18 protein-coding genes are annotated in these 19,949 nt (G+C 71.6%); 10 read left to right on the forward strand and 8 right to left on the reverse strand.

Annotated elements, in window-relative coordinates; all coding sequences use genetic code 11:
* The first annotated feature begins 384 nt into the window (after nt 1–384).
* The 6 genes from ACH4FH_RS03225 (at nt 385) to ACH4FH_RS03250 (ending at nt 4,612) form a co-directional block, all read left to right on the forward strand.
* Nucleotides 385–549 (forward strand): hypothetical protein, encoded by a 165-nt coding sequence (locus tag ACH4FH_RS03225; protein WP_393892909.1) that lies wholly within the window; start codon nt 385–387, stop codon nt 547–549.
* Between the two features lie 64 nt (nt 550–613).
* Nucleotides 614–907: a Dabb family protein gene (locus ACH4FH_RS03230; RefSeq protein WP_398554021.1), complete on the forward strand. Its 294-nt coding sequence runs from the start codon at nt 614–616 to the stop codon at nt 905–907.
* Nucleotides 908–1,267: 360 nt separating this feature from the next.
* Nucleotides 1,268–2,077: an RNA polymerase sigma factor SigF gene (locus ACH4FH_RS03235; RefSeq protein WP_398554022.1), complete on the forward strand. Its 810-nt coding sequence runs from the start codon at nt 1,268–1,270 to the stop codon at nt 2,075–2,077.
* 189 nt (nt 2,078–2,266) lie between these two features.
* Entirely contained in the window at nt 2,267–3,103 is an 837-nt protein-coding gene (locus ACH4FH_RS03240) for an RNA polymerase sigma factor SigF (protein WP_393892912.1), read from the forward strand.
* Between the two features lie 127 nt (nt 3,104–3,230).
* Nucleotides 3,231–4,025 (forward strand): hypothetical protein, encoded by a 795-nt coding sequence (locus ACH4FH_RS03245; protein WP_398554023.1) that lies wholly within the window; start codon nt 3,231–3,233, stop codon nt 4,023–4,025.
* 113 nt (nt 4,026–4,138) lie between these two features.
* Entirely contained in the window at nt 4,139–4,612 is a 474-nt protein-coding gene (locus ACH4FH_RS03250) for a VOC family protein (RefSeq protein ID WP_398554024.1), read from the forward strand.
* Nucleotides 4,613–4,806: 194 nt separating this feature from the next.
* Here ACH4FH_RS03250 and ACH4FH_RS03255 read toward each other — a convergent pair whose 3' ends face one another.
* Nucleotides 4,807–5,058 carry a GntR family transcriptional regulator gene (locus ACH4FH_RS03255; protein WP_398554387.1) on the reverse strand — a complete coding sequence of 84 codons (252 nt, stop codon included), beginning with the start codon at nt 5,056–5,058 and terminating at the stop codon, nt 4,807–4,809.
* A 392-nt stretch (nt 5,059–5,450) separates the two neighbouring features.
* Here ACH4FH_RS03255 and ACH4FH_RS03260 point away from each other — a divergent pair, with 392 nt between their 5' ends.
* Nucleotides 5,451–5,729: a hypothetical protein gene (locus tag ACH4FH_RS03260; protein WP_398554025.1), complete on the forward strand. Its 279-nt coding sequence runs from the start codon at nt 5,451–5,453 to the stop codon at nt 5,727–5,729.
* 149 nt (nt 5,730–5,878) lie between these two features.
* Here the strand turns inward: ACH4FH_RS03260 and ACH4FH_RS03265 are convergent, their stop codons facing one another.
* Complete coding sequence (locus ACH4FH_RS03265) at nt 5,879–6,097, reverse strand: hypothetical protein (protein WP_398554026.1); 219 nt, start codon at nt 6,095–6,097, stop codon at nt 5,879–5,881.
* A gap of 277 nt (nt 6,098–6,374) precedes the next feature.
* On the opposite strand from ACH4FH_RS03265, the gene ACH4FH_RS03270 reads away from it, so the two are divergent.
* From ACH4FH_RS03270 to ACH4FH_RS03280, 3 genes are all read left to right on the forward strand, one after another.
* Nucleotides 6,375–6,848 carry a MarR family winged helix-turn-helix transcriptional regulator gene (locus tag ACH4FH_RS03270; protein ID WP_398554027.1) on the forward strand — a complete coding sequence of 158 codons (474 nt, stop codon included), beginning with the start codon at nt 6,375–6,377 and terminating at the stop codon, nt 6,846–6,848.
* Nucleotides 6,849–6,859: 11 nt separating this feature from the next.
* A complete protein-coding gene (locus ACH4FH_RS03275; RefSeq protein ID WP_398554028.1) occupies nt 6,860–9,457 on the forward strand; it encodes an MFS transporter in 2,598 nt (865 codons plus the stop codon).
* Between the two features lie 213 nt (nt 9,458–9,670).
* Entirely contained in the window at nt 9,671–10,513 is an 843-nt protein-coding gene (locus ACH4FH_RS03280; RefSeq protein WP_398554029.1) for a YceI family protein, read from the forward strand.
* A 127-nt stretch (nt 10,514–10,640) separates the two neighbouring features.
* Here the strand turns inward: ACH4FH_RS03280 and ACH4FH_RS03285 are convergent, their stop codons facing one another.
* From ACH4FH_RS03285 to ACH4FH_RS03310, 6 genes are all read right to left on the reverse strand, one after another.
* On the reverse strand, nt 10,641–11,417 hold the full coding sequence (locus ACH4FH_RS03285) for a TetR/AcrR family transcriptional regulator (protein WP_398554030.1): 777 nt from the start codon (nt 11,415–11,417) through the stop codon (nt 10,641–10,643).
* Nucleotides 11,418–11,485: 68 nt separating this feature from the next.
* On the reverse strand, nt 11,486–13,042 hold the full coding sequence (locus ACH4FH_RS03290) for an MFS transporter (protein ID WP_398554031.1): 1,557 nt from the start codon (nt 13,040–13,042) through the stop codon (nt 11,486–11,488).
* 185 nt (nt 13,043–13,227) lie between these two features.
* Nucleotides 13,228–15,552 (reverse strand): ArnT family glycosyltransferase, encoded by a 2,325-nt coding sequence (locus ACH4FH_RS03295; protein ID WP_398554032.1) that lies wholly within the window; start codon nt 15,550–15,552, stop codon nt 13,228–13,230.
* Nucleotides 15,549–16,901, reverse strand: a complete 1,353-nt coding sequence (locus ACH4FH_RS03300; protein ID WP_398554033.1) for a glycosyltransferase — start codon at nt 16,899–16,901, stop codon at nt 15,549–15,551. Before ACH4FH_RS03300 ends, ACH4FH_RS03295 begins: the two co-directional genes overlap by 4 nt.
* Before the next feature lie 62 nt (nt 16,902–16,963).
* On the reverse strand, nt 16,964–18,601 hold the full coding sequence (locus ACH4FH_RS03305; protein ID WP_398554034.1) for a sensor histidine kinase: 1,638 nt from the start codon (nt 18,599–18,601) through the stop codon (nt 16,964–16,966).
* Complete coding sequence (locus tag ACH4FH_RS03310; protein ID WP_398554388.1) at nt 18,594–19,295, reverse strand: response regulator transcription factor; 702 nt, start codon at nt 19,293–19,295, stop codon at nt 18,594–18,596. Before ACH4FH_RS03310 ends, ACH4FH_RS03305 begins: the two co-directional genes overlap by 8 nt.
* Between the last annotated feature and the right edge of the window lie 654 nt (nt 19,296–19,949).

Consider the following 19,949-nt stretch of genomic DNA (forward strand, 5'->3'; position numbering starts at 1 on the left):
GGTGGTTGCAGGCGGGGGCCCTTTCGGGCGGGGGAGACGGGCGCCGTGGGCAGCCGTCTCCCCCGAGTGGACGGGCCTCGAGCCCGCGCCGCGCTCGGGGGCGCGGCACGGACCCCGCAGTGAGGCCGGTCCGGGGCCTGCGGACTCCTGCCAGGTCCGTCGGCCACCTCTTCCATCGTGCCCGTCGGCGTCCCCTCAACAGGCAGCCGAAAGGCCCCGCTTGGTGGGACTTTGGTCCCCGGCTCTCCGGGAGCCGGCGGAGGGCGGCCATCGCCCCCCGGACCGGGCGGCGATGGCCGGGCCTGCCACGATCGAACACCTGTGGTTACACTCGCCCGACTGCATTCGGGAACTGCAGGTACTGCCGCAGGGGAGACGGGACTGATGGTGCAAGCGAAGAAGATCGCGCTGTATTTGGTCATCGTCTTTGTGCTCTACACGATCATCACGTCCCCGGGACGGGCCGCCGATCTCGTCCAGATAGGCTTCGAGGGCATCTCGTCCGCTGCTCAGGGCGTCGGCGAGTTCATGACCCAGCTGGTCGCCTGACCCGCTGGGCGCCCCAGCCGGCCGGCCGGTCCGGCTGCGCATCGTCCGCCGCACGGAGGCCCCAGTGATCCGCCACCTGGTCCTGTTCAAGCTCAACGAAGGTGTCTCCCGCGACGAGGAGCGGGTGCAGGCGGGCGTCCGCGCGTTCGCGGAACTGGAAGGCCAGATCCCGGAGCTGCAGTTCTGGGAGTGCGCCTGGAACATCACCGACCGCCCGATCGCCTACGACTTCGCGATCAACTCGGCCGTGACCGACACCGACGCCCTCAAGCGCTACGTGGAGCACCCGGCCCACCAGGCGGCCGCCGGACAGTGGCGCGAGTTCGCCACCTGGGTGATCGCCGACTACGAGTTCTGAGCGCGGAGCCTGCGCACACCGAGCCCCTCGCCCCTACGGGCGCGGGGCTTCGTCATGCCAGCCGAGGTGCCCCGAGACGGCGCACACGCTCCGCGGCGCGCCCCCCTGCGGCCCGCACGCGCCCTCGCGGCCCACTCACCCCGCTCACCTTCGGAATGGCTGCGCGAAGCGCTCCTGTGGCACCCCACGTGTCACCCAGCCCCCACCGGCCTCCGTGGCATGCCACACCCGCAACAACACACACCTCTCGCACCCTCCAACTCGGCAGTCAACACGGAGTTATGGGGTGCTTGCACACAGTGCACATGTCTTGTGATGCTATGACCGCTTTTGCCGGATACATGCACTGTGAAGGGTGGCGTGACCGTGACGGCCCGTACTGCGCCCAAGGCTCCATCCCGCGAGAGCCGAAGCGCGGACACGCGGGCGCTCACGCAGGTGCTGTTCGCGGAACTGACGGGTCTCGAAGCGGGCACCCCTGAGCACACCCGGGTCCGTGCCGCGCTGATCGAGGCGAACCTTCCCCTTGTCCGCTATGCCGCGGCCCGCTTTCGCAGCCGCAACGAGCCGATGGAGGACGTCGTCCAGGTCGGCACGATCGGGCTGATCAACGCCATCGACCGGTTCGACCCGCACCGCGGCGTGCAGTTCCCGACCTTCGCGATGCCGACCGTCGTCGGCGAGATCAAACGCTACTTTCGAGACAATGTCCGCACCGTGCATGTCCCGCGCCGCCTCCACGAGCTGTGGGTGCAGGTCAACGGGGCCACCGAGGATCTGACCGTGCTGCACGGCCGGTCCCCCACCACCGCCGAGATCGCCGAGCGTCTCAAGATCGGCGAGGACGAGGTCCTGGCCTGTCTGGAGGCCGGCCGGTCCTACCACGCGACCTCACTGGAGGCCGCCCAGGAAGGTGACGGCCTGCCAGGCCTGCTGGACCGCCTCGGATACGAGGACCCCGAGCTGGCCGGCGTCGAGCACCGGGACCTCGTACGCCATCTCCTGGTGCAGTTGCCCGAGCGCGAACAGCGAATCCTTCTCCTGCGCTACTACAACAATCTGACGCAGTCACAGATCAGCGCGGAGCTGGGGGTGTCGCAAATGCATGTCTCGCGGCTACTGTCGCGGAGCTTCGCCCGGCTGCGATCCGCAAACAGGATCGAAGCCTAACCGGGACGAGCGACCTCCCCGCGCAGATATGTCGACTTGGCGCTACAGCGTGTTGCCGACATGTGACATTCTGCAGGAACCGCGTTTGCCGTGGCGCTGCCTCCGGTATTCAGGTGGAGGCATCACTCCTCGGTCCGCCTCGGTCCGGGGACGCTGCAGCGACCCGACCCGCGACCTCAAGGGGGTGGCATGTCCGTAGAACTGGGCAGCTCGAAGGTGCTTCCCGCGATTCCCGCGCCTGCACCACACGTGCACGACGACGACGCCATCAACACCCGCACGCTCTCCCGCTCCCTCTTCCTGCGGCTGGCCACGCTCGACAAGGACTGCGCGGAGCGGACCTACGTCCGCGACACCCTGATCGAACTGAACCTCCCGCTCGTCCGCTACGCCGCGGCGCGCTTCCGCAGCCGCAACGAGCCGATGGAGGACATCGTCCAGGTCGGCACGATCGGCCTGATCAAGGCGATCGACCGTTTCGACTGCGAACGCGGCGTGGAATTCCCGACGTTCGCGATGCCGACCGTCGTCGGCGAGATCAAGCGCTTCTTCCGCGACACGTCGTGGTCGGTGCGGGTGCCCCGCCGGCTCCAGGAGCTCCGGCTCGCCCTCACCAAGGCCAGCGACGAACTCGCGCAGAAGCTCGACCGCTCCCCGACCGTCCCCGAACTGGCCCTGGCCCTCGGGGTGTCGGAGGAGGACGTCGTCGACGGCCTGGCGGTCGGCAACGCCTACACCGCCTCCTCCCTCGACTCCCCCTCCCCCGAGGACGACGGCGGCGAGGGCTCCCTCGCGGACCGCCTCGGCTACGAGGACACCGCGCTTGAGGGCGTGGAATACCGCGAGTCCCTCAAGCCGCTGCTGGCCAAACTCCCGCCCCGGGAGCGCCAGATCATCATGCTGCGCTTCTTCGCCAACATGACGCAGTCCCAGATCGGCGAGGAGGTCGGCATCTCCCAGATGCACGTCTCCCGGCTTCTCACCCGCACCCTGGCGCAGCTGCGCGAAGGGCTCATCGCCGACTGAGGTCAGGTCCGCCGAGGGGACGGCTCCTCGCGCCGCTCGGCGGACAGCTGAAGATGGCCGTACGGCACACCCATGGGGCGCCGTACGACATCTGTACACCTGACGCATCGTCAGCAACACTGGCCCGATGCGACGGACGACGACTGTTGCCTCCGCCTCGGCGGCCTTGCTGTGCCTGGGAGTTCTGCTCACCGGCTGCGGGAGCGCGGCCGAGGAGGGCTATGCCGCGGTGGGCGCGGCAGGTCCCGCGGACGGACGGGCGCCGACGAAGGCCGTACCACCGGACGCCGGGGTCGAGCTGACTCCTTTGGACGGCGACGGCGACGGCGCTCCGCACACCGGGCCGGAATCTCGCGCGGCTGCGGGCTCTCGCGACGCTCACGGCAGCCCCGGAAGCACCCCGGGCGCCTCCTCTTCCCCTCCTGCCCCCTCCTCGGAGGACGCCGGCGGCAACGACGGCGACTCCCCCCACGCCCCTCCCGGCTCTTCGTCCCCGCCGGAAGGATCCGGCGCGGGCGGCCCCTCCGACGGTGCGAGCGGCCCCCCGGACTCCCCCGGAAGCGGCTCCCCCGCGCCCGAGCCGCCCTCGCCCGCCCTGCCGGCCGGTCCCGGTGCGCCCGCGGGGCTGCTGATCGGTGCGAAGGACCTGGCCGGTACGGACGTCCGCTGGTGCGAGAAGGTCACCCTCGACTTCCTCAACACCGGCAAGCACCCGGTCACCTCGGGCACCGTCTCCTTCGGCACCCATGTCATCGGCGGCCTCGGCGTCGACTGGGCCACCCTCCGCTCCACCCACCGGCTCCCGCTGCCCCTCGACCCCGGGGAGAAGCGGACCGGCAGCTGGCGGGTGTGCGTGGACGCCTGGCGGGTGCCGCTCGGCATGCACCTCGACACCCGGGACGTGAGCTTCACCTGGAAGTGACCCGGGGCCGCCCGGCACCCGGCGAATTCACCGCCCCGCTGGCGATGACTTTCGGTCGGTGCGACCGTCAGAACTGGTGACGACACGCAGGCCGACGACACCAGGAGCCAGTCATGCCCCAGATCACGCCCAACCTCTGGTTCGACACCCAGAGCAAGGAAGCCGCCGAGTTCTACGTCTCGGTGTTCCCCAATTCCCAGGTCAAGGACATCACCTACTACGGCGAAGCGGGCCCGCGCGAGGCCGGCATGGTGCTGACCGTCAACTTCCTGCTCGACGGCCAGGAATACACCGCGATCAACGGCGGCCCGGACTTCACCTTCTCCGAAGCGATCTCGCTGTTGATCAACTGCGCCGACCAGGACGAGATCGACTACTACTGGGAGAAGCTCTCCGACGGCGGCGAGAAGGGCCCTTGCGGGTGGCTCAAGGACAAGTACGGCCTGTCCTGGCAGGTTGCCCCCACCGGGATGGAAGAGCTGCTGAACGACCCGGACCAGGAACGCGCCCAGCGCGCCATGAAGGCCATGCTCGGCATGAAGAAGATCGACATCGCCGCGCTGCAGGCGGCGGCCGACGCGGCCTGATCGTCCGGCACGCCAGGCGCGGCCCGGCCCGCCGGTCCGGGCCGCCGTGCGGCTCCCCGGGCTCGGGGGGCTGCCCAAGCGTCCCCTGATCCCACCGCCACTGCTTCACCTGTGCGCCGGGCGCGGCTTCGCGACCCGGCGCCGGCGTTCTCCCGCTCAGGGTGGCCCGACCCCTGCGCCCCTGAACGACGGGCCTAAGCGGTGCCGTTCGGCTCCTGCGGTCGGCGCGGCGCCACGAACGATCCCATTCCCGGGGTGGTGACGATCAGCCCTTCCTCGCGGAGAGCCGCAGTGACCTTACGGATGGTCACGCGCGCGACGCCGAACTCCTGCTCCATGCGCACCTCGGAGATCAGGTGGTGGGGCGGATAGGTGCCGTCCTTGATCCGAGTTCGGATCACTTCGGCAATCTGCGTCCATTTAGGCAACGTCGGATCGAACTCCATCACGAACGGAACTGTACGCACGGGTAATTAGCAAGGCATAGACGTCGATAGCTATAGACAGGTGCTAACAGGAAAGCCTAGGGTGGGCCGGCAAAGACCCCGGCGGGTGCGCCAACACCCCCGGGGCATGGCCAACGCCGCCCAAGGAGCGTCGACATGCAGAACCCTATGCGCAGCCTCATCGCCCGATTAAGGGGAAGGACCACGCCACCGGCAGCCCACCCGCGTCGGGCCAGTCGGCCGGGTCGGCTTGCGCGACCGGCCGGCCGCGCCCGCCCCGAATCCCCCCTGGACGGCGACGCCTCCCGCCTCGTCCGCCCCTACCTCCTCGCCCACGAGCACAGCGAGGCCCGGCGCGAGTGCGCGTTCCTGTGCGAGATGGCGGTGGCCTCATGAGCGACGGAATGCGGCTGCTCCCGTGGGCGGGGCCGGATGGGCAGCGGTGCTACGTGTCCGGTGACGACGACGGCGGCTATGTGTCGCGGCTGGCGGACCACCTGGAAGAAGTACAGCTCGAAACCGGGGCGGAGCTGCTCGGGCACGCCGCCGACCTGGTCGCCACGGACCGGGCGGCCACCGCCGACGAACTGCGCTTCTGTGTCCACAGGTTGCGTGAGGCGTTGCGGGACGCCTTGCGGGTGGCCGAGAGCCGCGGGATGCGGATCGGCTGAGGGTGCGGAGCGGCTGACGCGCGGCGGACCGCGGTGGGCGCGGGGACGCCGTGGGGAGCAATCAGGGCCCGGTGAGCGGTCTCACCGGGCCCTGTCGGTACGGGGGAGGACGCGTTGACGGCGGGCCCGTTCGCAAGCCCGCCGCGGCGTTACGACAGCGCCAGCCAGGCGGCTCCGGCCACGACCACGATCGCGACGATCACGCCGACGATGAGGCCCACGCGCGGACCGCCCTGCGCCTGCTGCGGGGCCGCGGCGCGGCTGCCCGCTTGCGGAGCCCCGCCCTCGTCCACGAAGGCGCGGAACATCTGGGTGCTGCCCGCCGGATCGTAGGTGCCTTCGGGCTGGTTCTGCGGGTTGGTCGCCATGGGGAAGGACCCTAGCGAACCAGGCCCTCAGGGGCACCCCTGGGGCGCGCACCGTGCACCGCTCGGACACGTGGCCGACACGCCGCGCCCACGGATCGCACCCCGTCCCGCTTCGCGCGCCTCTGACCTGCACCTTTACGTGGCGCCGCGCGGCTTTTGACCACCACCAGGCGCAGACTTTTCGCTCCCTTTACCCCGAGAGGCCGGAAACAGTTTGCCTTCAGCAACCAACTTGCCTATGGTTGCCCTAAGCAACAAAAGATGCGTGGAGGAGCTCATGGCCGCTCGAAGTCAATACGAAGAGCTGGCCAGGCAACTCAGTGCCATCGGCGCCGTCAAGCGTGAAATGGGCCGACTCCTTCCCCAGGACTGCCCGCCCGCCTCGGCAGGTGTGCTCACCCTTCTCGACCGGCACGGCGAGATGCGGATGAGCCAGCTCGCCGAGCTGCTGGCCATCGACATGTCGGTGACCAGCCGGCACGTCGCCCATGTCGCCGACCGCGGCTGGATCGCGCGCGAGCCGGATCCGGCGGACAAGCGGTCGCGGCTGCTGCGCCTGACCCCGAGCGGCAAGGAACTCCTGACGGAGCTCTCCGAGCGTTACGCCCAATCGCTCGCCCGGTACCTGGACGACTGGTCCGACGCCGACGTCGGACACCTCGTCGAGCTGCTCGCCAGGCTCCGCACGAGCTTCGGCGACTGCCGCACCCGGGCGCACCACGACTCCACCACCCGTACACCCGCAGGATGAAAAGGAACTACATGGCTACGACCACACCAGCCGGTGTGCGGGGCGGCCACGCCAAGCATGGAGGCGGCTCAGACGCCTCCAACGGGGCGCCCATGACGCACCGTCAGATCATGGAGGCGCTGTCCGGGCTGCTGCTCGGCATGTTCGTCGCCATCCTCTCGTCGACGATCGTCTCCAACGCGCTGCCCGAGATCATTCACGACCTCGACGGCGGCCAGAGCGCCTACACCTGGGTCGTGACGGCCTCGCTGCTGGCGATGACCGCGACCACCCCGCTGTGGGGCAAGCTCTCGGACCTGTTCAGCAAGAAGCTGCTGGTCCAGGTCTCCCTGGTGATCTACGTCGCGGGCTCGGTGGTGGCCGGTCTCTCGCAGAACACCGGCATGCTGATCGCGTGCCGTGTGGTGCAGGGCATAGGCGTGGGCGGTCTGTCCGCCCTGGCCCAGATCGTGATGGCCGCGATGATCTCGCCGCGTGAGCGCGGGCGCTACAGCGGCTACCTCGGTGCCACCTTCGCCGTCGCCACCGTCGGCGGCCCGCTGCTCGGCGGCGTCATCACCGACACCGACTGGCTCGGCTGGCGCTGGTGCTTCTACGTCGGTGTGCCGTTCGCGATCATCGCGCTGATCGTGCTGCAGAAGACCCTGAAGCTGCCCGTCGTCAAGCGTGAGGGCGTCAAGGTCGACTGGGCGGGCGCCTTCTTCATCAGCGCGGCGGTCTCGCTGCTGCTGGTGTGGGTGACCCTGGCCGGTGACAAGTACGACTGGATGTCGTGGCAGACCGCCGCGATGGTCGGCGGCGCGGTCGTGCTCGGCGCGATCTTCGTCTTCGTCGAGTCCAAGGCCAAGGAGCCGATCATCCCGTTGCGGCTGTTCCGCAACAAGACGATCACCCTGGCGTCGCTGGCCTCGCTGTTCGTCGGCATCGCAATGTTCTCCGGCACCGTCTTCTTCAGCCAGTACTTCCAGCTGGCGCGCGACAAGTCGCCGACGATGTCCGGTGTCATGACGATCCCGATGATCGGTGGCCTGTTCATCTCCTCGACGGTCTCCGGCCAGGTCATCACCAAGACCGGCAAGTGGAAGGCCTGGCTGGTCGCCGGTGGCGTGCTGGTAACCGCGGGCCTCGGCCTGCTGGGCACCATCCGCTACGACACCGAGTACTGGCACATCGCGATCTTCATGGCCCTGATGGGCCTGGGCATCGGCATGATGATGCAGAACCTGGTGCTCTGCACGCAGAACCAGGTCGCTCCCGAGGACCTCGGCTCCGCCTCGTCCGTCGTCACCTTCTTCCGCTCCCTCGGTGGTGCGGTGGGCGTCTCGGCGCTCGGTGCGGTGCTCGCCAACCGCGTCACCCACTACGTCAAGGACGGCCTGACCGAACTCGGCCCCAAGGGCGCGCAGGCGGCCGCCAAGGCCGGCAGCGGCGGCGGCGGTATCCCGGACCTGGACTCCCTCCCGGCCCCGATCCGCACGGTCATGGAGAGCGCCTACGGGCACGGCGTCGCCGACGTCTTCCTCTACGCGGCGCCCTGCGCGCTGCTCGCCTTCCTCTTCACGCTGTTCATCAAGGAGGTCGCGTTGAAGACCCGCGGCGGACTGGCCCAGAGCGCGTCCGGCGAGGAGAACGCGGGCGCCCCGACCGCGGCGCCGGCTTCGGCCGCGGCGGCGCAGGCCGAGGAGCGGGAGCCCGCCCTGGTGGGTGCCCCGTCGGTCGGCTCCGACCCCTCCGACAGCGACGGCCACACGCCGTCCTGGGCGCAGCCCGCCACCGCGGCGGCCACCCAGCCCTTGGCGGCGTTCGCGTCCGCCGGCGGTGACACCACCCCGGCCGGCTCCGCGATCCACGGCTTCGTGCGCAACGCGGAGGGCAACCCCGTACCGCGCTCGGCGGTCACGCTGATCTCGCTCGGCGGGCGTCAGCTGGGCCGCGCGGTCGCCCAGGCCAACGGCTCGTACGTGCTGAACGCCCCCGGCGCCGGCTCGTACGTGCTGATCGCGGCGGCCGACGGCCACCAGCCGCAGGCATCCACCGTCGTCGTCGGCGACGAGCCGTACGGCTACGACATCCTGCTCAGCGGCACCAGCGGCTTCGGCGGCCAGGTCCGCAGCGCGGTCACCGGCGAGCCGGTGGACGGCGCGATGGTCGTCGTCACCGACGTCCGCGGCGAGGTCATCGCCACCGGAAAGACCGGCGAGCAGGGCCACTTCACCTTCGACGAGCTGACCACCGGGACCTTCACCGTCGCGGTGAACGCCGCGAACTACCGGCCGACCGCACTGCCGGTCGAGGTCGGCGGCCAGGGCACGACCCGGATCGAGGTCGAGCTGCTGTCCGGCGCGCGCGTGCAGGGCATCGTGCGGGCGGGCAGCCCGAGCGGAGCCCGCCGCCCGCTGCCCGACGCCCGGGTGACGCTGGTGGACGCGGCGGGCAACGTCGTGGCCACCTCGACCACCGGTGCGGACGGCGCGTACGCCTTCACCGACCTCGACGCCGGCGACTACACGGTCATCGCGAGCGGCTACCCGCCGGTCGCCAGCGGCCTTGCGGTCGACGCACGCGGGGTCGACGGCTACGACGTCGAGCTCGCCCACCCCGGGGACTGACCCGGCCCCCGGGTGCACCACCCGGGGATGCGATACCCCGGGCCGGGGCGCGCGTTGAGCGGAGACGCGCCCCGGCCCGGACCCCAGGGCTCCGGCGGCGGCTGTGCGCACAGGCAGGGGACGGCCTGCACACCGCCGTCCGGAGCCCGACATTCCCCACGCTCTCGAATGCACTTGAGCAGGGGACCCCATCAGGCAACAACGGGAGAGGTAATGACTTCGACGGGCGCGGGAGCTGCGGGACTACGAGCGCAGGTCCGCACACGGGACGGCTGGGCGGTCCAGCACGCCGTACTGACCGTCACCGACATGACGGGCGCGCAGGTGCTGCGCGAGGCAGCCGACGAGGAAGGCGCCGTCCGCAATGCGCAGCCGCTGCCCGCGGGCCCGTACACGGTCATCGTGACGGCCGTCGGCTACGCCCCGGCCGCCTCCACCGCGATCGTGACGGCGAGCGGCCGGATGGACGTCGGCACGGTGGTGCTGGCGCGGCAGGGCGGCGCGGAACTGCCGCCGCCCGGGGCGTGGACGATCGACCCGATGCACTCGACGGTGGCCGCGGTCGCCCAGCATCTGGGCATCTCCAGCGTGCACGGCCGGTTCACCGGGTTCAGCGGCCGGATCGAGATCGCCGAGGACCTGGAGAAGTCCACCGTCGAGGCGGTCATCGACGCCGCGACCGTCGACACCGGCAACGGGATGCGCGACGGGCACCTGCGCTCGGAGGACTTCCTGAACGTGGAGCAGTACCCGCAGATCAGCTACCGCAGCAGCGGCCTGGAGCCGGCCGGACCGGACCGCTGGACGGTGCACGGCGAGCTGTCCCTGCACGGTGTCGTACGGCCCGTCGACCTCGGCCTGAGCTACCTCGGCACCGGTCCCGACCCGTGGGGCGGGGTGCGCGCGGCGTTCCGTGCCACCGCGGAGCTGCGCCGCGAGGACTTCAAGATGAACTACAACCAGGTCGTGGCGGCCGGTATCGCCGCGATCGGCACGACCCTGAAGGTGGAGCTGGACATCCAGGCGGTGCAGGGCGAAAGCCTGCCGACCGGCTGAGGCCCCCGGGGATCATGGAGCGGTCCCCGGGCCCGGCCAGCATGAGCGGCCGGCCGGGCGGGAGCGGTGGTGCGGACGGCGGTCCCGCCACCGCTCCCTATGCGTCAGTCACCGATCCCGTGATCTGTCAGTCACCGATCCCGGGTCGGTCCCGCATCGCCTCGATCCCCGCGATCTGCAGATCGAGCGCGAACGCGAAGTCCCGGTCCAGCATGTCGAGGGCGCTGCGGCCCTCGCGGGCGTACGCGGCCCTGGTGGACAGCTCCATCGTCTCGGCGAACTCCGGACGGTCCGCGATCGCGGCGACGACCAGCTCGAAGTAGTCGTCCAGCGCGACCCCGGCGGCCCGGCAGCGCGCCTCGTGCAGCGCCCGGATCGTCGAGAAGCCGTAGACGAAGTGGAAGACGGACGCCAGCGCGCCGGACGTCCGCTCCACGCCCAGACCGCTGCGGGCCATCACCCGCAGGGTGGCGTTGGAGAAGGCCGTCGAGCGCGGGCCGACGTTGAGGAACTCCCCCAGCAGCCGCGCCGCCCAGGGATGGCGCAGCAGCATGTCGCGGTAGCCGGTGGCGAGGACACGGAGCTGGTCGCGCCAGTCGGCGTCGGCCTGCGACTCGTCCGGCAGGGTCATCTCGCCGGCCACCGCGTCCATGGCCAGCTCCAGCAGGTCGTCCTTGGTGTCGACGTACCAGTAGACCGACATGGCCGTGACGCCGAGTTCGGCGGCGAGCCGGCGCATCGAGAACTTCGCCAGGCCCTCGGAGTCCAGCAGCCGGACCGTCGCCGCGACGATCTTGTCGAGGTCCAGACCGGCCGGCTGACCCGCCTTCCGGGTGAGCGGGGGGCGCTCGGTCAGCCAGACGCTGTGCGGCCGCTTCCCGGCACCGCCGTCCGTCGCTGCCATGGCGCCCCTCCCTTTCGCTGCCTTGCCGTTCGCGCCGTACAGGTCGTACGGATCACTCACCGTCGATGCTATTCCGCCGTCGCGACGGCGGGTTCCGATCCGGCTGCCGTCCGGCCCCCCTGGCCGGTTCGTTCCGCCCGGCGCAGCATCACCGCGGCGAGCAGCCCGCCGGCGAACACCGCGGCGGCACCGACCAGCTGGCTGGTGCCGATGCCCGCCGCGAAGGCGTCGTGGACGGCGGTGCGGTCCGCGTCGCTGCGGACTTCGGCGAGCGCGGCGGGCAGCGACCCGGCGCCCGCGGCGACGGCCGGAAGCAGCGCCACGAAGCGCGAGTTGAGGACCGCGCCGAGGACGGCCACGCCCAGACCTTGGCCGAATTCCATCAGCGTGCCGTTCACTCCGGCGCCCACACCGGCCTTGGCGGGCGGGATCGCGGACATGATGGCGTTCGCCATCGTCGGCATGGCGAAGGCGACGCCGACGCCCATCACGATCAGCCCGGCCAGCATGCCGCCGTAGCTCGCGCCGCCGAGGGTGGAGATGGCGGCCAGACCTGCGGCGAGCAGCGTCATGCCGGAGACGATCATCCCGGGGGTGCCGAGCCGGGGCGTCAGGCGGGCGCCGAGCCCGGTGAAGTTGACCAGGATCACGGTGACGGCGAGCGGAGCCATCCGCAGTCCCGCGTCCAACGGCCCGTAGCCGAGGACTAGTTGCAGATGCTGGGTCAGCAGGAACATCGAGCCGCCCATCCCGAAGGCGACGAGGATGCCGCCGGAGACGGCCCCGATGAAGCGGCGGTTGCGGAAGAAGTGCATGTCCAGCATCGGGTGCTCGATCCGCAGCTCCCAGAGCGCGAAGACGGCCAGGCCGACGAGGCCGACGGCCGCGGAGATCAGCACCCGCCCGGACAGCCAACCGGACACCGGGCCGGAGATGATCGCGAAGACCACCCCGACCATGCCGATCATGGACAGCAGCGCGCCGAGCGGATCGGGGCGCTCGCCGAGGGGGTTCTTGGACTCCGGTACGAGCGTGACCACGGCCACCAGCGCGACCAGCGCGACCGGCAGGTTGATCAGGAACAGCGAACCCCACCAGAAGTGGTCGAGCAGCGCGCCGCCGATCAGCGGCCCCGCGGCGAAGCCCAGCGAGTTGACGGAGCTCCAGATGCCGATGGCCTTGGGCCGCTCCGCGTCGTCGAAGATCTGCATGACGACGGCGAGCGTGGTGGTCACCAGGAGCGCGCCGCCGACGCCCATGCCGGCGCGGGCGGCGATCAGCTGGCCGGGCGACTGGGCGAGGGTGGCGCCGAGCGAGGCGATGCCGAAGAGCACCAGGCCGACGGCGAGCATCTTCCTGCGGCCGTACCGGTCGGCGGCGTTGCCCGCGGTGAGCAGCAGACCGGACTGCACCAGCGAGTAGGCGTTGATCATCCACTGGACGTCGGCGGTGGTCGCGCCCATCTCCTCGGTGAGGGAGGGGACGGCGACGTTCAGCACGGTGTTGTCGAGGACGACGGTGAGCTGGGCGACGCAGATGACCGCCAGGATCAGCCAGCGGGTGGCGGGCCGGCCGGGCGGGCCGAGGGTGGCGGTGGCGGTGGCGTCGGAGGCCACGGGGGACATACGGGCTCCCTGTGCGGTGCGAGCGGCGAGGCTTACACCGTACAGGGAGCGTTATACGCCGTACATTGCATTCCGGCCGGGCCGGGCATCGCGGACCGGGCCGTCGCGAGCCGGGGCTTCGCGAGCAGGACCGGGCGAACCGGACGGGCCGGGCCGAGCGGCCGGACCGGCCGGCCCTGCCGCCGTCAGACCCTCCGTGTCAGGTCGTAGAAGGTCGCGCTGCCGACGGTGACCTTCTTGAAGGTCTTCTCGATCCAGGACGTGATCTTCGAAGAGCTGCCCTGGCCGCCGCCGGGACCGCCCTGCTGACCGGCGATGAAGTAGTGGACCTTGCCGTCCGCCACGTAACTCTTGAACTGCGCCAGGGTCGGCGACGGATCGCTGCCGTTGAAGCCGCCGATCGCCATCACCGGCTTCTCCGTGGCGAGTTGGTAGCTCGCGGCGTTCTGGGAGCCGATGGCGGCGGCGGCCCAGGTGTAGTCGTCCGCGTCCTTCTCCAGCAGCGCCTTCGCCTTGTCGCCGACCTTGCTGCCGTTGAGCAGGCCGCCCATACCGCCGCCGCCCATCCGGCCGCCGCGCTCGGCGGAACCGGCCGTCCCGCCGGGGAATCCCTGCTTGCCGGTCCGGCCCTGCCCCTGACCGGTCCCCGGCGCCGGGAACTGCCCCTGATTCCGGCCCTGCGCCTGGCCCGGGGCCTGGCCCTGCTTCTGACTCTGATTCTGGCCCTGCATCTGGCCCTGCCCGGGTGCGGCCTGGCCGCCCGGGGCCTGACCGGCGCCCGGGCCGCCCGGCATCGCGCCGCCCCCGGGCCGGCCGCCCCCGGGGAAGCCACCGCCGCCCGGACCGCCGCGACCGCCCTGCACCGAAGGACCGGCCGTGATGATCGAGCCGCTCTTGGGGGTGTCGACCGTGGTCAGCGTGTACGCCACCGGGCCGGCCAGCGCGGTGGCCACCCCGAGCCCGGCCGCCAGCAGCGCGACCCGGCGACCCGCCCGCGCCCCCAGCAGCATCCCCAGCACCGCCAGTGTGCCGAGGGCCAACACCGTCCAGCGCAGCCACGGCAGCCAGTCCGGCGAGCGGTTCAACAGGACGTACGACCAGCCGGCCGTCGCCGCGACCGCCACCGCGAGGACGACCGAGGCGAACCGCCCCCCGCTCCGCCACAGGAGCGTCGCCCCCATTCCGACCAGCGCCGCGATGTAGGGCGCCAGCGCGATGTTGTAGTACTGATGGAAGATCCCGGACATGAAGCTGAAGGTCACAAAGGTCATCAGCAGCGCCCCGCCCCAGACCAGGAACTCCGCCCGCTGACCGGCCCGTTCGGCATCCACGGCGCGCCGGGCCCGCCGCAGTACCCACACAGCGGCGACCAGCAGGATCAGCGCGGCAGGCAGCAGCCACGAAATCTGGCCGCCCATGTCGGAGGAGAACAGCCGGGTGATGCCGGTCTCACCCCAGCCACCGCCACCGCCACCGCCACCCCGGCCGCCGCCTCCGCCACCGACACTGCCGGTCTCGTTGCCGGTGATCCGGCCGAAGCCGTTGTAGCCGAAGGTCAGTTCAAGGAAGCTGTTGTTCTGCGAACCGCCGATGTACGGGCGCGAGGACGCCGGCCACAGCTCGACGATCGCCACCCACCAGCCGCCGGACACCACGACCGCGAGACCGGCCAGCAGCACCTGACCGAACCTGCGGCGCAGCGCGACCGGCGCACAGCACAGATACACCAGGGCCAACGGCGGCAGGATCAGCCACGCCTGGAGCGTCTTGGTCAGAAAGCCGAGGCCGAAGCAGAGGCCGGCGATCAGCAGCCACTTCGTCCGCCCGTCCTCCAGCGCACGCAGTACGGCGGCAATCGCACCGACCATCAGCAGGCACAGCAACGCGTCGGGATTGTTGAAGCGGAACATCAGGGCCGCCACCGGGGTCAGCGCCAGCGCCGCACCCGCCAGCAGCCCCGCCCCGGCGCCGAACCGGCGCCGTACGGCCGAGTAGAGCACCCCGACCGTCGCGACACCCATCAGGGCCTCGGGCACGAGGACCGCCCACGAACTCAGCCCGAAGAGCCGCACGGACAGGGCCATCGGCCACAGCGCGGCCGGCGGCTTGTCGACGGTGATGGCGTTGGCCGCGTCGGAGGACCCGAAGAAGAACGCCTTCCAGCTCTCACTGCCGGCCTGGACGGCGGCCGAGTAGAACTGGTTGGCGTAGCCGGACGCCGCGAGGTCCCACAGGTAGAGCGCGGCCGTGACCACCAGCAGTGCCAGCAGGGCGGGGCGCGCCCAGCGCGGGTCCTCCGGCCGCCCGCGCACGATCCGCTCGGGCAGCCCGCGCGGTCCCGGTCGGGGCTCGTAGCGGAGTACGGGCAGGGCCGAGGGCTCGGGCGAGGCGGCCGGAGCGGCGGGTTCCGGCGCGGCGGTACCGTCGCCGGCGACGGGCCTGAGCGTTCTCACCGGGTTGTGCGGTGGAAAGGACGGCTGGGCCGGTGTGCCGGCCTGGGGCGGGGTCATCGGGTGCTCCTGGTGAGGTCGTTCAGGTCGTTCAGGTCGGACTGCGCGTACGGCGGGTTCAGCGGGTTCAGCTCGTCACGGCGCTCGGGGGCGGAGTCGGGGGCGGAGTCGGGAAAGACCCAGGCACGGAAGAGCAGGAACCGCAGCACCGTCGCCGCGAGGTTGGCGGCCACCAGCACGGCGAGTTCGGTGCCGTGCGAGGGGTGGCCGGTGGCGGCGTCGAGCGCGGCGAGCGAACCGCTGGTCAGGGCCAGTCCGATGGCGAAGACCACCAGCCCCTGGGCCTGGTGGCGGACCGCACGGTCCCGGCCCCGCACACCGAAGGTCAGCCGGCGGTTGGCGGCCGTGTTGCCGACCGCCGACACCAGCAGCGCGGCCGCGTTGGCGCCCTGCGGTCCCACGCCGAGGCGGAAGAGGGAGTACAGACCGAGGTAGAGCAGGGTGCTGAGCGCACCGACGACACAGAACCCGACGAGCTGACGGGCCAGGCCCCCCGGCACACCCGGTACGTCGCGGTCGCGCGGATCGTCGCCGAAGGGCCGGGCGAGCCGGTCCAGCGGCAGCCCGCCGGTCGCCAGCGCCCGCCCCACCCGCCACACGCCCTTGAGGTCATCGGTCGCCGTCCGCACGAGGTGCACGGTGCTGTTGGGGTCATCGACCCAGTCGACGGGCACCTCGTGGATCCGCAGCCCGGCCCGCTCCGCGAGCACCAGCATCTCGGTGTCGAAGAACCAGCCGGTGTCCTCCACCATCGGCAGCAGCCGCTCGGCGACATCCCCGCGCACCGCCTTGAAACCGCACTGCGCGTCGGAGAACCGGGCGGCGAGCGAACCGCGCAGGATGAGGTTGTACGTCCGCGAGATGAACTCCCGCTTGGGGCCGCGCACCACCCGCGAGCTGCGCGCCAGCCGCGAGCCGATCGCCAGATCGGAGTGCCCGGAGATCAGCGGCGCGACCAGCGGCAGCAGGGCGTTGAGGTCGGTCGACAGATCGACATCCATATAGGCCAGCACCGGCGCATCGGAGAGCGTCCACACGGTACGCAGAGCGCGCCCGCGCCCCTTCTGCTCCAGCCGCACCGCCGTGACCTCGTCGATCGCGTCGTCGAGCAGGGCGGAGACCTCGGGAGTGCGGTCGGTGCTCGCGTTGTCGGCGATGGTGATCCGGAAGCCGTAGGGGAAGGTGCGGGTGAGGTGTTCGTGAAGCCGTCGCACGCAGGGTTCGAGGTCGGTCTCCTCGTTGTAGACGGGGATCACGACATCGAGCACCGTCTCGATCTGACCGAGGCGCAGATGCTCGCGTGGCGGCAGGGAGCCCAGTGGTGTGCGGGCCGGCTGTGTCGTCGTCATGCGACGACACTCGCCAACCCCGCTGTCACGTCGGTGTGCTGAGCCTGTGGCCGGGCTGTGAGTTATTTCAGAGCGGCCGCGGCGACCGGACGCACAGCGGCGTGGGCCGCCGGAAGGGTGACCGCGAAGACCGTCCGGCCGGGCACGCTGTCGACGGTGACCGTACCGCCGTGCGCGGCGACCACCGCCTGCACGATGGCAAGACCCAGCCCGGTGCTGCCCGCGGCCCGCGAGCGGGAGGCGTCGCCGCGCGCGAACCGCTCGAAGACGTGCGGCAGGAGGGCGGCCGGAATGCCGGGCCCGTCGTCCGCCACCTCCAGGCGGACGGTGGGTCCACCGCCCGCGCCACACAGCCGCGCGGTGACGGTTGTCCCCTCCGCCGTGTGTGTACGGGCGTTGGCCAACAGGTTCACCAGGATCTGCTGGAGCCGGCTACCGTCGCCGTGCACCAGCACGGGGTCCTCCGGCAGTTCCAGCCGCCACCCGTGACCGGGACCGGCCGCCCGCGCGTCGCTGACGGCGTCCACGACCAGCGCCGAGAGATCAGTGCTCTCATACGCGAGCGGACGCCCGGAGTCGAGCCGGGCCAGCAGCAGCAGGTCTTCCACCAGCCCCGTCATCCGCTCTGCCTCGGACTCGATACGCCCCAGGGCATGACGGGTCTCCGGACCGGGCTGCTCCCTCCCGCGCCGGGTCAGCTCGGCGTAGCCCCGGATGGACGCGAGCGGTGTGCGCAGCTCGTGGCTGGCATCGGCGACGAAGCGCCGCACCCGCATCTCGCTCTCCTGACGTGCGGAAAGAGCCGAACCGACGTGCCCCAGCATCCTGTTGAGCGCGGCACCGACCTGCCCGACCTCCGTCCGTGCGTCCGCCTCGGACGCCGGCACCCGGACGTGTAGCGCCACCTCCCCTTGGTGCAGGGGGAGTTCCGATACCCGGGTGGCGGTGGCGGCGACCCGGCGCAGCGGCCGCAGGGCGATGCCGACCATGGCGGCGCCCGCGATCCCGGCCGCGACCAGCCCCGCGACCGTCACAAATGCCTCGACGGCGACCAGCCTGCCGACGGTCTGCTGGACGTCGCCGAGCGGCATGCCGACCACGAGGGTGCCGTCTTCGGAGGACTCCACGCGGTAGTCGCCCAGCCCGGGCAGCTCGGTGGTGTGCGGGGAGCCGTCCCGCGGCACGGCGTTGAGCGCCGCTGCCTGCCCCGCGGTCAGCGCTTCCATGCGCTCCGTGGGCAGGCGGCTGGCGGAGCGGTTGCTCTTGGCGCCGTCCTCGATCGTGCCGTCGGGCGTGACCCGCGCGCCGACCGTCCCGAGGGGCTGGCCGCCCATGGCGACGAAATCGAGGCTTGAGGAATGCAGCGGGTCGTGCGGCCTGGGGCCCTGGGCGCGGACGACCGAATCCCGCACCTTGGTGTCCAACTGGCCCTGGAGGTAGGAGTGCAGCGCGATGGTGGTGACCGTACCGATGACGGCCCCGACGACGGCGATCAGCACGACCGCCGAAACGGCCAGCCGCGTGCGCAGGGACCAGCGGCGGCGGGTGGGGCCACTGGGCGCCGGTGCGGGCGCGGGCAGGGGGAAAGGGGCGGACTCGGCGGTCGAGGCGGACGGGACGGAGGGGCCGGAGGGGGCACCAGGGGTGGAGGGGTCGGGCGGGGTGGTGGTGACCGGGGGGACCATCGGCTCGTTACCCACCCGGCTTGATCAGATAGCCCGCGCCCCGCCGGGTGTGGATCATCGGGGCACGCCCCGCGTCGATCTTCCGCCGCAGATACGAGATGTACAGCTCCACGACATTGGCCTGGCCGCCGAAGTCGTAGCTCCACACACGGTCGAGGATCTGAGTCTTGCTCAGCACCCGGCGCGGATTGCGCATCAGGTACCGCAGCAGCTCGAATTCGGTGGCCGTCAGATGGATCTCCTGGCCGTCCCGCCACACCTCGTGGCTGTCCTCGTCGAGCGCCAGATCGCCCACCGTGAGCAGCGACTCGCTGCGCGCGGCGGCCGCGCCCGCCCGACGGAGCAGCCCACGCAGCCGGGCCACCACCTCTTCCAGGCTGAACGGCTTGGTGACGTAGTCGTCGCCGCCCGCCGTCAGCCCGGCGATGCGGTCCTCCACGGCGTCCTTCGCGGTCAGGAACAGCACCGGGACGTCGGGCAGCTCGCGGCGCAGCCGCCCGAGGACCGTCAGCCCGTCCATGTCCGGCAGCATCACATCGAGCAGTACGGCATCCGGCCGCCAGCTGCGGGCCACGCGCAGCGCGCCCGCACCGTCGCCCTCCGCCCGGATGTCCCAGCCTTCGTAACGCAGGGCGAGCGACAGCAGGTCGGCGAGCGAGGACTCGTCGTCCACGACCAGCACCCGCACCGGGCTGCCGTCGGCCCGCAGCAGCTCCGGCTGCTTCCCGGGCGCCCGCGCCGCCGTACCGTTCCCGGCGGCGGTCCGGGAGGCAGCCGAGCGGCCGCCCGCAGCCCTCGCGGGCCTGGGCGCTGCGGGAGCCAAGGGCAGGGCCGGGGCCAAAGAACCGGTGGACGCCGAGGAAGCCGAGGACGCCGCGGGGGACGGGACGGCGGACGACACGGGGAACGACGGGGTGGCGGTCATGCCCTTGAGCGTGACCAGCCCCCGTGAGAGCACCCTTGCGGCTTTCTGTGAATCTCCTGAGAAACCGCGGTGGGTGGGCTGGGCGCCCGGGGGGGCTCCCCCTCCCCCTCTCCCCCCGCGCCCACCCCACCCCACTCCCGCACCCCGAACCCAGCACCCAGCACCACCGCGCACGTACAACCCGCGCCCCTGCAACCGACCGGAACCCCCCGCCCCGGCGGGCCCAGCAGGCAGGCCCGGCCGCCCCGGCAGGCCCGTCACGGCAGCCCCACCCACCAGTCCCGTCAGCACCAGCCCGAGCACCCCATCCCACCCGCTCGGGCCGGCTGCGCAACCGGCCCGAGCCCGCGCGCATGCGGACGGGTCGCCCGTGCAACCGGTCTGGGCCGCCCCCCGCGCGGTCCAGCCCGATCAGCACAACCTCAGGATGACACCCAC

This window comes from Streptomyces sp. NPDC017993 (genome assembly GCF_044328065.1).
Classification (GTDB): Bacteria; Actinomycetota; Actinomycetes; order Streptomycetales; family Streptomycetaceae; genus Streptomyces.

Bases quoted from the DNA above. Each gene is read 5' to 3' on its own strand.
- ACH4FH_RS03225 (WP_393892909.1), top strand. From the start codon at position 385: ATGGTGCAAGCGAAGAAGATCGCGCTGTATTTGGTCATCGTCTTTGTG.
- ACH4FH_RS03240 (WP_393892912.1), top strand. From the start codon at position 2,267: ATGTCCGTAGAACTGGGCAGCTCGAAGGTGCTTCCCGCGATTCCCGCG.
- ACH4FH_RS03245 (WP_398554023.1), top strand. From the start codon at position 3,231: ATGCGACGGACGACGACTGTTGCCTCCGCCTCGGCGGCCTTGCTGTGC.
- ACH4FH_RS03250 (WP_398554024.1), top strand. From the start codon at position 4,139: ATGCCCCAGATCACGCCCAACCTCTGGTTCGACACCCAGAGCAAGGAA.
- ACH4FH_RS03255 (WP_398554387.1), bottom strand. From the start codon at position 5,058: ATGGAGTTCGATCCGACGTTGCCTAAATGGACGCAGATTGCCGAAGTG.
- ACH4FH_RS03260 (WP_398554025.1), top strand. From the start codon at position 5,451: ATGAGCGACGGAATGCGGCTGCTCCCGTGGGCGGGGCCGGATGGGCAG.
- ACH4FH_RS03265 (WP_398554026.1), bottom strand. From the start codon at position 6,097: ATGGCGACCAACCCGCAGAACCAGCCCGAAGGCACCTACGATCCGGCG.
- ACH4FH_RS03270 (WP_398554027.1), top strand. From the start codon at position 6,375: ATGGCCGCTCGAAGTCAATACGAAGAGCTGGCCAGGCAACTCAGTGCC.
- ACH4FH_RS03275 (WP_398554028.1), top strand. From the start codon at position 6,860: ATGGCTACGACCACACCAGCCGGTGTGCGGGGCGGCCACGCCAAGCAT.
- ACH4FH_RS03280 (WP_398554029.1), top strand. From the start codon at position 9,671: ATGACTTCGACGGGCGCGGGAGCTGCGGGACTACGAGCGCAGGTCCGC.
- ACH4FH_RS03285 (WP_398554030.1), bottom strand. From the start codon at position 11,417: ATGGCAGCGACGGACGGCGGTGCCGGGAAGCGGCCGCACAGCGTCTGG.
- ACH4FH_RS03290 (WP_398554031.1), bottom strand. From the start codon at position 13,042: ATGTCCCCCGTGGCCTCCGACGCCACCGCCACCGCCACCCTCGGCCCG.
- ACH4FH_RS03295 (WP_398554032.1), bottom strand. From the start codon at position 15,552: ATGACCCCGCCCCAGGCCGGCACACCGGCCCAGCCGTCCTTTCCACCG.
- ACH4FH_RS03300 (WP_398554033.1), bottom strand. From the start codon at position 16,901: ATGACGACGACACAGCCGGCCCGCACACCACTGGGCTCCCTGCCGCCA.